At 71.3% G+C, this 14,213-nt stretch carries 6 protein-coding genes; 5 read left to right on the plus strand and 1 reads right to left on the minus strand.

Features of this window, described 5'->3' with window-relative positions; translation table 11 throughout:
- Positions 1–360 precede the first annotated feature (360 nt).
- A complete protein-coding gene (locus WH85_RS30875; protein ID WP_045745573.1) occupies positions 361–1,725 on the minus strand; it encodes a UDP-glucose dehydrogenase family protein in 1,365 nt (454 codons plus the stop codon).
- Positions 1,726–2,098: 373 nt separating this feature from the next.
- Here WH85_RS30875 and WH85_RS30880 point away from each other — a divergent pair, with 373 nt between their 5' ends.
- From WH85_RS30880 to WH85_RS30900, 5 genes are all read left to right on the plus strand, one after another.
- Positions 2,099–4,801: a cellulose binding domain-containing protein gene (locus WH85_RS30880; protein ID WP_045745574.1), complete on the plus strand. Its 2,703-nt coding sequence runs from the start codon at positions 2,099–2,101 to the stop codon at positions 4,799–4,801.
- 98 nt (positions 4,802–4,899) lie between these two features.
- Positions 4,900–7,824: a glycoside hydrolase family 48 protein gene (locus WH85_RS30885; protein ID WP_425394675.1), complete on the plus strand. Its 2,925-nt coding sequence runs from the start codon at positions 4,900–4,902 to the stop codon at positions 7,822–7,824.
- 4 nt (positions 7,825–7,828) lie between these two features.
- Positions 7,829–8,887: a lytic polysaccharide monooxygenase auxiliary activity family 9 protein gene (locus tag WH85_RS30890; protein ID WP_045745575.1), complete on the plus strand. Its 1,059-nt coding sequence runs from the start codon at positions 7,829–7,831 to the stop codon at positions 8,885–8,887.
- Positions 8,888–9,136: 249 nt separating this feature from the next.
- Positions 9,137–10,474 carry an SGNH/GDSL hydrolase family protein gene (locus WH85_RS30895; protein WP_052720923.1) on the plus strand — a complete coding sequence of 446 codons (1,338 nt, stop codon included), beginning with the start codon at positions 9,137–9,139 and terminating at the stop codon, positions 10,472–10,474.
- A gap of 427 nt (positions 10,475–10,901) precedes the next feature.
- The gene (locus tag WH85_RS30900) at positions 10,902–14,177 is read left to right on the plus strand and encodes an AfsR/SARP family transcriptional regulator (RefSeq protein WP_083449384.1); all 3,276 of its coding nucleotides are present in this window, start codon (positions 10,902–10,904) and stop codon (positions 14,175–14,177) included.
- Positions 14,178–14,213 lie beyond the last annotated feature (36 nt).

The raw sequence follows: 14,213 nt of genomic DNA on the forward strand, positions 1-14,213 counted from the left end.
TCCGAAGCGCTTCTTGCCCCACAGTCAAGAGGTAACCAGCACGTTGCGCAATGATTTCGCCGCGATCGAGTCGGTAACGATATCGCTGCGACACCCCGGCACCTTAACCGGTTAAGGGGATTGGCGAAAGAGTCTAGTCGCGCGTCGTGCTGCCTGCCGGGCATACCCATATTTTTCAGTCTCAAACCGGCACTCAGAAGCGGGTGAGTCGGTTTTGTAAGTGTTCGTGGTAAGCCACTTCCGGCAGTGAGTCGACGGTCGGGCGGAAGCCACAAAAAGGAAACCGCCGTGGTAGCGGGAGCCACCACGGCGGTCTACGTCTTGCACGAGGGCGCGTTCACTCACGCCATCGCGCGGGCCTCAGCCGGCGACGGCCAGGTACTTGTAGCCGAGCCGGCGCATGCGCTCGGCGTCCAGCGCGTGCCGCCCGTCGAGCACCAGCGGGTTGCGCATCAGGCCGACGAACTTCGACCAGTCCAGCTCCAGGTAGTGCGCCCACTCGGTGACCAGCACGACCGCGTCGCAGTCGGCGAACACGTCGTCGATCGTCTCGCTGAGGTAGCCGGCCAGCCCGGGGTGCTCGACGCGGAACCGCTCGGTGGCCACCGGGTCGTGCAGCTTGACCCGGGCGCCGCGGGCCAGCAGCGACTGGGCGATGTCCAGCGCCGGGGCGTCCCGCAGGTCGTCGGTGTTCGGCTTGAACGCCAGGCCGAGCAGGCCGATCTTGCGGCCCTTCAGGATGCGCAGCTCGTCCTGCAGGCGCTCGACGGCGATGGCGCGCTGACGCTGGTTGACGTCGCGGGCCGCCTTCACGATCGGCATCTCGAGGTTGTACTCCGAGGCGGTGGCGATCAGCGCCTTGGTGTCCTTGCCGAAGCAGGAACCACCCCAGCCCACGCCGGGCTGCAGGAACCGCGAGCCGATCCGCTGATCCAGGCCCATGCCCCGGGCGACCTCGGTGATGTCGGCGCCCACCTTGGCGGCGAGCTGGCCGATCTCGTTCGCATAGCTGATCTTCAGGGCCAGGAACGCGTTGGCCGCGTACTTGATCAGCTCGGCGGAGGCCAGGTCGGTGGAGACCAGCGGCACCGCGTTGACGTCCTCCGGGCGGGGCAGGAACGTCGGGGGCGTGAAGGTCTGGTTGATGATCGGCCGGTAGAGGCGGTTGAGCACCTCGAGGCTGCGCGGGTTGTCCGAGCCGATGACGATCCGGTCCGGGAAGAGGGTGTCCGCGATGGCGTTGCCCTCGCGCAGGAACTCCGGGTTCGACGCGACCGCGAACTCGGCGCCGGACGGCCGGTCCTGGCGGGAGGCGAACGAGTCACGCAGGATGGCATCGACCCAGTTGCCGCTGCCGATCGGCACGGTCGACTTGTTCACCACCACGGTGAAGTCGTGGTCGATGTTCTGCGCCACCGTCTCCGCGGCACTGCGCAGGTAGCGCAGGTCGGGACTGCCGTCGGCCGCCGACGGCGTCTGCACCGCGACGAACACCACGTCCGCCCCGGGCACCGCATCCGCGTACGAAGTGGTGAACGTCAGGTTCGGCGCGGCCTCGGCGAGCAGATCCTCCATGCCGGGCTCGTAGATCGGGCATTTCCCCGCGCGCAGCATGTCGACCTTCGTCTGGTCGAGGTCGACGCACGTCACCTCGTGGCCCAGGAAGGCGAGGCTGACGCCGGTGGTCAGGCCGACGTACCCGGTGCCGACAACGCAAACCTTCATGCAAACTCCTCCACCGCGACGCCGGCCGCGATTACGCCACGTACCGGCCGGGGCCCGCCTCGCCCGTACGGACGGTGCTCGGGCCGGTCGGCAGGCATGTCCCGGTGGCGGCGGCCTGCATGTTCCGCCGAATGATACACAGCTGGTTTGACGGCATTTTGTCGCGCTGAGTCCGATTCCTCCCGTGACGGGTTCCGGAGTGTGGCGAAAATATCTCGCTTTGCCCGACGTGATCACCATCTATTACTCAGCGTAATCGAATGACGACATGCGAAATTCTGTCGATGTTTCCAGCTCTTGACATGGCGATGACAAAGGGTCGACGCTGCTGGGAGCGCTCCCACATGTATGCCCATCGATGGAAGGGTCTCGCATGCGCAGGTCCCTCGGCGGCGCGCTGGTCGCCGCCCTGGTGTTCGGTGCCACCGCGGTCGCCGTGGCCACCGGACCGCTCGCCGCCACCGCGGCCCCCACCGAGCCGTACACCTGGAAGAACGTCCGCATCGACGGCGGCGGCTTCGTCCCCGGCATCGTCTTCAACCCGGGCGAGAAGGACCTGATCTACGCCCGCACCGACATCGGCGGCGCCTACCGCTGGAACCCCGCAGCCCAGAGCTGGACCCCACTGCTGGACTGGGTCGGCCAGGACGACTGGGGACACAACGGCGTGCTGAGCATCGCCCCCGACCCGGTCGCCACCAACCGGGTCTACGCGGCCGTCGGCATGTACACCAACAGCTGGGACCCGAACAACGGCGCCATCCTGCGCTCCACCGACAAGGGCGCCACCTGGCAGCGCACCGCCCTGCCGTTCAAGGTCGGCGGGAACATGCCCGGCCGTGGCATGGGCGAACGCCTCGCCGTCGACCCGCGTGACAACCGCAACGTCTACTTCGCGGCCGAGGGCGGCAACGGTCTCTGGCGCAGCACCGACCACGGCGTCACCTGGGCCGAGGTGAGCAACTTCCCGAACGCCGGCAATTACGTGCAGGACCCCGCCGACACCAACGGCTACCTCAGCCAGAACCAGGGCCTGACCTGGGTCACCTTCGACCCGGCGTCGACCGCCGTCTACGTCGGCGTGGCCGACAAGGAGAACCCGGTCTACCGCTCGCTCGACTCCGGCGCCACCTGGGAACGCATCGCCGGCCAGCCCACCGGGTACCTCGCGCACAAGGGCGTCATCCAGGGAAAATACCTGTTCATCGCGACCAGCGACACCGGCGGGCCCTACGACGGCACCGCCGGTCAGGTCGCCCGCCTGGACACCACCACCGGCGTCTGGACCGACATCTCGCCGACCCCGGTCGCCGACCGGTACTACGGCTACTCCGGCCTCACCGTCGACGCCCAGAGACCCGGCACGCTGATGGTCGCCACCCAGATCTCCTGGTGGCCCGACGCGATCTTCTTCCGCAGCACCGACTACGGCGCCACGTGGACCCGCGCCTGGGACTGGAACGGCTACCCGAACCGGACCAAGCGCTACACCATGGACATCAGCGCGAACCCGTGGCTGGACTTCAACAGCACCGCCCAGGCCCCCGAGGAGAGCCCCAAACTCGGCTGGATGAACGAGTCCCTGGCCATCGACCCGTTCGACTCCAACCGCCTGCTCTACGGCACCGGCGCCACCGTCTACAGCACCACCCGGCTGACCGACTGGGACAGCAACACCACGGTCACCATCAAGCCGATGGCCAAGGGCCTCGAGGAGACCGCCGTCCTCGACCTGGCCAGCCCGCCCAGCGGCGCGCCCCTGGTCAGCGCACTCGGCGACGTCGGAGGCTTCCACCACGCCGACCTGGACGCGGTGCAGCCCCACTTCCACGACACCCCCAGCCTGGGCAGCAACACCAGCCTGGACTTCGCCGAACTCGACCCGAGCTTCTTCGTCCGGGTCGGCAACAACACCGCCGCCCCGCACATCGGGATCTCGGGCGACGGCGGCAAGACCTGGTACCAGGGCCAGGAACCGTCCGGCGTCACCGGCGGCGGCACGATCGCCGTCGGTGCCGACGCCGGCTCGCTCGTCTGGTCACCGGCCGGCGCCGCCGTGCACTACTCCAGCAGCCGGGGCGGCTCCTGGTCGGCCTCCAGCGGCATCCCGGCCGGCGCGAAGGTCGAGGCCGACAGGGCCGACCCCAAGATCTTCTACGGGTACGCCGCCGGCAGGTTCTACTGGAGCACCGACGGGGGCGTCACGTTCACCGCGTCGGCGGCCACCGTGCCGGCGACCGGGCGGGTCAACTTCCACGCCGTCCCCGGAGCCGCCGGCGAGGTGTGGCTGGCCGGCGAGACCGGACTGCTGCGGTCGGTGGACTCCGGGCGTACCTTCACCTCGGTTGCGACAGTGACCGAAGGCATCAACGTGGCCTTCGGCAAGGGCGCGCCGGGCGCATCGCGGCCGGCGGTGTTCCTGGTCGGCACGGTCGACGGGGTGGACGGCGTGTACCGCTCCGACAACGACGGCGCCTACTGGGTGCGGATCAACGACGACGCCCACCGGTACGGGAACGCCGGCGACGCCCTGGCCGGGGACCCGCGGGTCTACGGCCGTGTCTACCTGGGCACCAACGGGCGCGGCATCCTCTACGCGGACCGGGCCGGCGGCCCCACCTCGCCGACGCCCTCCACGTCCCCGTCCGCCTCCACGTCCCCGTCCCCGTCTTCCTCCGCCTCGCCGTCGACTTCGGTCTCACCCTCCACGTCCACGTCGCCGAGCCCGTCCACCTCGCCGAGCCCGTCCACGTCGCCGTCCACCGGCTCCGGGTGCACGGCGACCTACGCGGTGACCGGGTCGTGGAGCGGCGGCTTCCAGGGTGAGGTGACGGTCCGCAACGCCGGGACCGCGGCGATCACCGGCTGGACCGTGACATGGGCCTTCACCGGCGGGCAGACCGTCACCCAGAGCTGGGGCGGCACCGCCACCCAGTCCGGCACGGCGGTCAGCGTCGTCAACGCCTCCTACAACGGCGCACTCGCGTCCGGGGCCTCCACCACCTTCGGATTCCTCGGCGGCACCACCGGCACCACCAACCCCGTCCCGTCGCCCGTCACCTGCACCACCAGGTAGTCCCGCAGTCCCTTCCCCGCAGTCCGGTCCCGGTGGCGTCCGCCGCCACCGGGACCGGCGGAAAGGAACCCCCCTTGAGACCGTTCCCCCGAAGCAGGCTGCTCCCCGGAAGCAGAGAGTTCCGCCTGCGCCGCAGACTCGCCGTCACCGGCGTCGCCGTCCTCGGCGCCGGTGCGGCCCTGGCAGCCGGGGCACCCGCCTACGCGGCGGCCGGCTGCACCGTCGTCTACAAGGTGCAGAGCCAGTGGTCCGGTGGCTTCACCGGCGACATCGCGATCACCAACACCGGCGACCCGGTGTCCAGCTGGAAACTCGAATACGACTTCCCGGACGCCAACCAGAAGGTGACCCAGGGCTGGAGCGGCGTGTACGCCCAGTCCGGCCAGCACGTCACCGTGAACAACGCGACCTGGAACGGCACCCTGGCCACCGGCGCGTCGGTCAGCACCGGGTTCAACGCCACCGCCGGCTCCGCCAACCCGGTGCCCACCGCGTTCAGCGTCAACGGGACCGCCTGCAACGGCGCGGCGGCCGCACCCACCGTGCAGATCACCGGGCCGGCCGCGAACACCCGGTACACCGCCCCGGCGTCCATCCCGATCACCGCCACCGCGGCGGCGGCCACCGGACAGACGATCAGCCGGGTCGAGTTCTACCACGACGGCCTGCTGCTGGGCAGCGACACCACCGCGCCGTACGCGTACACCTGGAGCGGTGTTCCGGCGCAGAGCGCCGCCTACCACGTGCAGGCGGTCTCCTACGACGGCACCGGCGCCCGCAGCACCACCGCCGACGTGCCGGTCTTCGTGGACGCGTCGACCACCCCGGCGATCGTCAGCAGCGCCACCTCGGTCACCGTCGCCCCCGGCGCCTCGTCCACGTTCACGCTGAAACTGCCGGCCGCACCGACGGCCAACGTCAGCGTGGCGGTGGCCCGGACCGCGGGCAGCACCACGGTCAGCGCCACCCCGGCGACCCTGACGTTCACCCCGTCGAACTGGAACACCGCGCAGACCGTCACGGTCGCCGCGACCTCGGCGGCCACCTCCGGCCTGTCGGCGACCCTGGCCGCCAGCGCCACCGGGTACACCACCGCGCAGGTCGGCGTCTCGGTCGTCGACGCGGGCGCGGTCGACGCCCGGTTCACCCAGCTCTACAACGACATCAAGAACCCGGCCAACGGCTACTTCAGCCCCGAGGGCGTGCCGTACCACTCGATCGAGACGCTGATCGACGAGGCGCCCGACCACGGCCACGAGACCACCAGCGAGGCGTTCAGCTACTGGCTGTGGCTGGAGGCCGAACACGGGCAGTCGACCGGGGACTGGGCGCCGTTCAACGCCTCCTGGGCGATCATGGAGAAGTACATCATCCCGTCGCACGCCGACCAGCCGACGAACGCCAACTACAACCCCGCCAAACCGGCCACGTACGCGGCCGAGCACCCGCAGCCGTCGCAGTACCCGTCGCAGCTCGACACCAGCGTCAGCGTCGGGACGGACCCCCTCGCGGCGGAGCTGAAGACGGCGTACGGCACCGACGACATCTACGGCATGCACTGGCTGCTCGACGTGGACAACACGTACGGGTTCGGCCACTGCGGTGACGGGACGACCCGGGTCGCGTACATCAACACGTTCCAGCGCGGGCCGCAGGAGTCGACGTGGGAGACCGTCCCGCAGCCGTCCTGCGACACGTTCGCGCACGGCGGCCCGAACGGCTACCTCGACCTGTTCACCAAGGACGCCTCGTACGCCAAACAGTGGAAGTACACCAACGCCCCGGACGCCGACGCCCGGGTCGTGCAGGTCGCCTACTGGGCCCTGCAGTGGGCCACCGAGCAGGGCAAGCAGTCGCAGCTCTCGTCGGCCGTGGCGAACGCCGCCAAGATGGGCGACTACCTGCGCTACTCGTTCTACGACAAGTACTTCAAACAGCCCGGCTGCGCGTCGACCAGCTGCGCCGCGGGCACCGGCAAGAACGCCTCGAGCAACCTGATGTCCTGGTACTACGCCTGGGGCGGCGCGTACGACACCAGCGCCGGCTGGGCGTGGCGGATCGGCTCGTCGACCAGCCACTTCGGTTACCAGAACCCGATGGCCGCGTACATCCTGTCCAACGTCAGCGCCTTCAGCCCGAAGTCGCCGACCGCGAAGGCCGACTGGCAGGCCAGCCTCGACCGGCAGCTCGAGTTCTACCAGTGGCTGCAGTCGTCCGAGGGCGCCATCGCCGGTGGCGCGACGAACAGCTGGAACGGCGACTACTCGGCACGGCCGTCCGGCACGCCGACCTTCTACGGACTGGCCTACGTCGAGGCCCCCGTCTACGAGGACCCGCCGTCCAACCGGTGGTTCGGCATGCAGGCCTGGTCCCTGGAACGGCTCGCCGAGCTGTACTACGTGACCGGCAACGCCAAGGCCAAGGCGGTACTCGACAAGTGGGTGCCGTGGGCGCTGGCCAACACCACGATCAGCGCGACCGACTTCCAGATCCCGTCCGACCTGGCCTGGACCGGAGCACCCGCCACCTGGAACCCGTCCAGCCCGGCGGCCAACACCGGCCTGCACGTCAGCGTCGTCAACCACAGCCGTGACCTGGGCGTCGCCGGCTCGTACGCGAAACTGCTGACCTACTACGCGGCCAAGTCCGGCAACACGCAGGCGAAGACGGCGGCCAAGGGGCTGCTCGACGCGATCTGGGCGTACAAGGACAGCAAGGGTGTGTCGGTCTCCGAGACCCGGGCCGACTACAACCGGTTCGACGACGTCTACAACGCCTCCACCGGCCAGGGCATCTACATCCCGCCGGGCTGGACCGGCGAGATGCCCAACGGTGACGTCATCAAGCCGGGCGTCTCGTTCCTGGACATCCGCTCCTTCTACCGCGACGACCCGGACTTCCCGAAGGTCCAGGCCTACCTGAACGGCGGCGCCGCACCGACCTTCAACTACCACCGGTTCTGGGCCCAGGTCGACGTCGCCACCGGCTACGCCGACTACGCCCGGCTGTTCCCGCAGGGGTGATGACATGAGAAAGCTGAGATTCCTGGCGGTGCTCCTGTTCGCCGCCGCGGTCGGCATCGTCGCCCTGCCCGGGGCGGCCGAGGCGCACGGCGCGCTGCAGATGCCCGGCAGCCGGACCTGGCTGTGCTACCAGGACGGGCGCAACCCGAACACCGGCGCGATCGAGCCGAAGAACGCGGCGTGCGCGGCGGCGGTGGCGCAGAGCGGGACGAACTCGCTCTACAACTGGTTCGCGGTGCTGCGCTCGGACGGCGCGGGCCGGGTCAGCGGGTTCCTGCCCGACGGCCAGCTGTGCAGCGGCGGGACCGGCGGGCCGTACAACTTCACCGGGTTCAACCTGGGCCGCACCGACTGGCCGCTCACCCACCTGACCTCCGGTGCGACGGTGGAGTTCAAGTACAACAACTGGGCCCGGCACCCGGGTACGTTCTCGCTCTACATCACCAAGGACGGGTACGACCCGACGAAGCCGCTGGCCTGGAGCGACCTCGAGCCGACCCCGTTCGACCAGGTGACCAACCCGGCGGAGACCGGCGGGCCGGGCACCGACGACGGCCATTACTACTGGAACGGTCAGCTGCCGGCCGGCAAGACCGGCAAGCACCTGATCTACTCGGTGTGGGCGCGGTCGGACAGCCAGGAGACGTTCTACGGCTGCTCGGACGTGATCTTCGACGGCGGCAACGGTGAGGTCACCGGGGTCGGCACCACGCCCAGCTCGCCGACGCCGTCGGCCTCCACCACCACGAACCCGCCCAGCGGCGCCGGCTGCTCCGCGATGTACAACATCGTCTCGGCGTGGACCGGCGGCTTCCAGGCCGAGGTGATGGTGCACGCCGCGGAGACCGCGGTGAACGGCTGGACGGTCTCCTGGACGTGGCCGGGGACGCAGACCCTGGCGTCGGCCTGGAGCGGCAAGGCGACCAGCAGCGGTTCGCTGGTCAGCGTGGCCAACGAGAACTGGAACGCGTCGGTCCCGGCCGGTGGGCACGTCACGTTCGGCCTGCTCGGATCCGGGACGGCCCCGCCGCAGGTGAACAACCTGACCTGTACGGCGGCCTGATCTGTACGGCGGCCTGATCTGTACGGCGGCCTGATCTGTACGGCGGGCTGACCTGTTCGTCATGGTCCGACCCGCACGGCGGCCGGGCCATGACGACGGCCCGACCTGTTCGTCATGGCCCGACCCGTATGACGGCCGGGCCATGACGACGGCCTGACCTCCGGGGATCTCGCGGCGCGCCCACCGACGTGCCGCGGGGTCCCCCGGTCGGGGTCGTCCGGACGTCGTCCCCCGGTCTACGGAGACCGCTTGACGGCTCCGGACAGCAATCCGTACGTTACCGACATAACGCAGATAAGACTCACCCCCGACCGCTTCCGGTGGCAGGAACTCCGCCGGGGCCTGACCCGGCGCACCCTGCTGCTGGCCGGCGCCGGCGCCACCGCCCTGGCCGCCACCCCCGGCTCCGCCGGACAACGCGACCCGGTCGCCGACCGGCGCCGCCGGGTCTGCTCCTGGGCCACCGCCCCGACCGCCGTCGCCGCCGGCCGGGCGACCACCGTCACCGACGTGACCCTGCGCCAGATCGTGCACCTGAGCACCGGCGGAGACCAACCGTGCGTCATGGTGACCAACGAGTTCGGCACCCGCCCGATACGGATCGGCGGCGCCCGGATCGGCCGCCGCACCGGCTCGGTGACCAGCACCGACATGCTGGCCGGCACCGGCCGTGACCTCACCTTCGACGGGTCGCCCACGGTGACCGTCCCGGCCGGCGGCACCGTGCTGAGCGACCCCGCAGGCCTGGACCTGCCACCCGCCGCGGACCTGATCGTCGACCTGTACCTGCCGGACCGCACCGAACTCGGCACGATCAGCCCGAAGGCGTACCAGACCAACCTGATCTGCCCCGGCGACGTCACCGGCGCGGCCGAGGTGTCCGGTGCCCCGGTCAGCCAGTTCCTGCTCCTCGCCGCAGTCACCGTCCGCACCGACCGGAACGCTGCGGCCGTCGTGGCGTTCGGCGACTCGATCACCGCCGGTGCCCGCACCCGCAACAACGTCAACCACCGCTGGCCCGACCTGCTCGCCGCCCGCCTCCGGCACGCCGGCCTGGACCGGGCCGTACTCAACACCGGGATCAGCGGCAACCGGCTGCTCACCGGCTCGGACGGGCCCACCGGCCAGGCCCCCGACGAGGCGCACGTCGGCCCGTCCGGCCTGGACCGCCTGGACCGGGACGCGCTCACCCTGCCCGGCGCCCGCTACCTGATCACCCTGCTCGGTGTGAACGACCTCGGCCACGTACCGTCGGCGAGCGCCGACGACCTGATCACCGCGCACCGGCAGGTGATCGCCCGCGCCCGGATCGCCGGACTGGCCGTCCTCGGCGGGACACTGCTGCCGTTCGGTGGCGCCCGCGCCCTCTACGACAACCGGGCCAACCGGGCCCGGCGGGAGACGTTCAACGCCTGGATCCGGTACGGCGGCGAATGCGACGGCGTGATCGACTTCGCGGCGGCGGTGCTGGACCCGGACGAACACGGGCGGCTGCGGCCGGACTACGACAGCGGCGACCACCTGCACCCGAACGAGGCGGGCATGGGCGCGCTGGCCGACGCGGTGCCGCTGGACCTGTTCGCCTGAGCCGCCCGGGGCCGGCCTCGTCGGCTGGCCTCGCGCGGACCGCTTGCCCGGACTGCTCGCGCGGAACGTTCGCCCGGACCGTTCGCTCGGACTTGCTCGCGCGGACTGCTCGCCCGACCACTTGTTCGGACCGTTCGCCCGGACTTGCTTGCGCGGACTGCTCGCTCCGACCGCTCGCTCCGACCGCTTGCTCGGACCGCTTGCTCGGACCGCTCTCGAGCTTTCTGTCCGGGCTGTTCGCCCGGCGTTCGGATAGAGCTGCGTGATGCGCCGCCGGGTGGTGCGGCGGAAAGTTGGGAGCGCCCACGACCCCCCGTGAGCCCCGTGGACGCCGGACCATGGTGACGATCATGGTTTGCAAAACGTTTGCATCGTGGGCGATCGTGTGGACTCGGCGGTACGGAGTGCCCACGGGAGACGAAAGCGGATGCAGTGGCAGTTACTCGGACAGATGCGATTGATCGGCGAGGGCGGCACGGCCGTCGACCTCGGTCCGGGCAAACAGCGCTGCGTGCTCGCCGCCCTGCTGCTCACTCCGCGCCAGGTGGTGCCGGCGAGCACGATCATCGACCGGGTCTGGGGTGACGCGCCGCCGCGCTCGGGTACGCCGGTCGCCCCGTACGCCACCCGCCTGCGACGCATCCTGGGCGGCATCAACACCGGCATCAACACCGGCATCAGCACCGGCACCGGCACCGGCAAGCAGGACATCCTGCGCTGGACGTCCGGGGGCTACCTGATCGACTGCGACCCGGATCAGGTCGACCTGCACCGGGCCCGCCGGCTGGTGTCCGAGGCCCGCGCCGCCGAGGACACCGGCGACGACCGGCACGCCACCGCCCTGCTGCTGCGGGCACTGTCCGGGTGGGAGGACCCGGCCCTGGCCGGAGTACCGGGCCCCTGGGCCGGACGGGTCCGCGACGCGCTCGGCCGGGAACGCCTGGACGTCCTCGCGCGCCTCGGGCGTACCGCGCTGCGGCTGGGGCGCGCCGACGAGGTGGCCGAGCGGCTCGGGCCGTACGCCGATGCCCACCCCACCGTCGAAGGCCTGGCCGCCGCGCTGATGAACGCGCTCGTGGTGGCGGGCCGGCCGGCCCAGGCGCTGGAGACGTTCGCGCGGACCCGGGACGCCATCGCCGACGAACTGGGCAGCGAACCGGGACCGGAACTGATCGCCCTGCACACCCGGATCCTGCGCGGGGACACGGCCTATCCGGCGCCCCGTCCGGGAGCGCCCGCCCAGTTGCCGGCGGACGCGGTCGCGTTCACCGGGCGGCGCAGGGAACTCGCACTGGTAGACCAGGTTCTGACGGGAGGCCGGGCGCTGTCCGGAGGCCAAGCCCTGACCGGAGAGCGGGCGCTGGTCGGAGGCCAAGCCCTGACCGGAGAGCGGGCGCTGGTCGGAGGCCAGGCCCTGACCGGAGAGCGGGCGCTGTTCGGAGACCAAGCCCTGTTCGGAGAGCGGGCGCTGTCCGGAGGCCAGGATCTGACCGGAGAACAGGCACTGATCGGCTCCGGCCCGCGGGTCGTGGCGATCACCGGGCCTCCCGGTGTGGGCAAGTCGGCGCTCGCCGTGCACTGGGGGCACCGCGCCCGGAGACGGTTCCCGGACGGCCAGCTCTATCTGAACCTGCGCGGCTTCGACTCCGGAGGCGCGGTGATGACACCCGAGGAGGCGGCCCGGACCCTGCTGGCGGCGCTGGCCCCGGACCGGCCCGCGCCGCCGGGACTCGACGCCCGCACGGGCCTGCTGCGCAGCATGCTCGCCGGGCGCCGGACGCTACTGGTGCTCGACAATGCACGGGACTCCGGGCACGTACGGCCACTGCTGCCCGGCGCCGGCGGCTGCGTCGTGGTGGTCACCAGCCGGGACCGGCTGGCCGGGCTGGTCGCCTCGCCGGGAGCACTGCCGGTGCCGCTGGAGCCGCTGGACGACGGCGAAGCACAGGAACTGCTCGCCGGACGCCTGGGGACGGGACGCCTGGCGGCCGAACCGGGCATGGCGGCGACCCTGGCCGCGGCGACGGCGGGACTGCCGCTGGCACTCGTGACGGTCGCGGCGCGGGCGGCGCTCCGGGCCGGCCAGCCGCTGGCACAGGTGGCGGCGGAACTGGCGGCGTCCCGGCTGGACGGGATGCGCAGCACGGACGCGGCTACCGACCCGCGGACGGTGTTCTCGTGGTCGTACCGGGCACTGAGTCCGGCGGCGGCACGGCTGTTCCGGTTGATCGGCGTACATCCCGGGCCGGACATCTCGGTGGCCGCCGCCAGGGCACTGAACGGTTCGGGTGGGGACGGCGATTCCGGCGGTGGGAGTCGCTCGGGTGTTCTCGGGGTGTCCGGCGGTTCTGAGAGCGTCGACGAAGAGCGGATGGCCGGCGGGCTCGGCGGGGCGGACGGGACCGATCGCGGGCCGTACCAGGTGGAAGAACTGCTGCAAGCTACCGGTGGGGCTGCCGGTGAGGCCGTCGGCGGGGTTGCCGCGAGTACGGACGGGACCGAGGATGCGCTTGCCGAACTGGTCGCCGCCAGCCTCATCAGTGAGCACCGGTCGGGGCGGTTCGTCACGCACGATCTGCTCCGCGCGTACGCCGAAGATCTCTCGACCCTGGCGGAGAACGGCCCGGCGGTGCGCCGCCTGCTGGACCACTATCTGCACACCGGCCATGCGGCGGCACTGCTGCTGGACCCGCAGCGGGAGCCGTTGCGGCTGGGCGTGCCGGTGGACGGGGCGGAACCGGAGAGCCTGGACGGGGAGGCGGCGGCGCTGGAGTGGTTCACGGCCGAGCATGCCACGCTGATGGCGCTGATCCAGCTCGCCGCGGAGAGTTCCGGAACCGGCCGATCGTCCGACGGGCGTGCGCTGCCCCGACCCCGCCGGTCGGCTGAGCTCGGTGGTGAGCCGGGGCCTCACCACGTGGGGGCTCCGGCCGGGGCTGAGCACGGCTGGCAGCTGCCGTGGGCGATGCTCGACTTCCTGGACCGGCAGGGGCACTGGGACGACTGGATCACCGCGGGGCGGATCGCGGTCACCGCCGCCCGGCGCAGTGGCGCGATCCGGGCTGAGGGGCTCGCCCAGCGCAGTCTGGCCCGCGGGTACGTACAGGTCGGCCGGTACGACGAGGCCGAGCCGCACTATCACGAGGCGGACCGGCTCTACCAGGCCGCGGACGACCCGGCCGGGCGGGCGCACACCCTGTTCAGCATGAGCTGGATGCGGGAGCAGCAGGGACGCCACGACGACTGTCTGCGGTACACCACCGAGGCGCTCGACCTGTACCGGCGGGCCGGGCACCGGGTCGGCGAGGCGCGGGCACTCAACGCGCTCGGCTGGTACCTCGGACAGCTCGGCCACCACGACCTCACCCTGGAGCACTGCGGGCAGGCGCTGGAGTTGCAGCGCGAGCTCGGCGACCGCTACGGGCAGGCGGCGGCCTGGGACAGCATCGGCTGGGCCCGCCACCAGCGGGGCGATCACGGACCGGCGGTGGACGCCTACCGGCAGGCGCTCGACCTGTACGTGGAGGCGGGAGACCTGCTCGGTGAGGCGGAGATCCGCGAGCATCTGGGGGACGCGTTCGCCGCCGCCGGGAAACGGGCGGCGGCGGACGAACAGTTCGCGCTGGCGCTCGCACTGCTGGAGAAGCTGGACCATCCGGGGGCGGCCACCCTGCGCGCGAAGGCCGGCCCGTCAACCGGGTGAACCGCCGTGACACGCGGGACGGTTCCTGGTCGTGCC

This window comes from Actinoplanes rectilineatus (genome assembly GCF_000962825.1).
Taxonomy (GTDB): Bacteria; Actinomycetota; Actinomycetes; order Mycobacteriales; family Micromonosporaceae; genus Actinoplanes; species Actinoplanes rectilineatus.

Coding starts and splice junctions, on each gene's coding strand:
- WH85_RS30880 (WP_045745574.1), top strand. CDS start 2,099: ATGCGCAGGTCCCTCGGCGGCGCGCTGGTCGCCGCCCTGGTGTTCGGT.
- WH85_RS30890 (WP_045745575.1), top strand. CDS start 7,829: ATGAGAAAGCTGAGATTCCTGGCGGTGCTCCTGTTCGCCGCCGCGGTC.
- WH85_RS30875 (WP_045745573.1), bottom strand. CDS start 1,725: ATGAAGGTTTGCGTTGTCGGCACCGGGTACGTCGGCCTGACCACCGGC.
- WH85_RS30900 (WP_083449384.1), top strand. CDS start 10,902: ATGCAGTGGCAGTTACTCGGACAGATGCGATTGATCGGCGAGGGCGGC.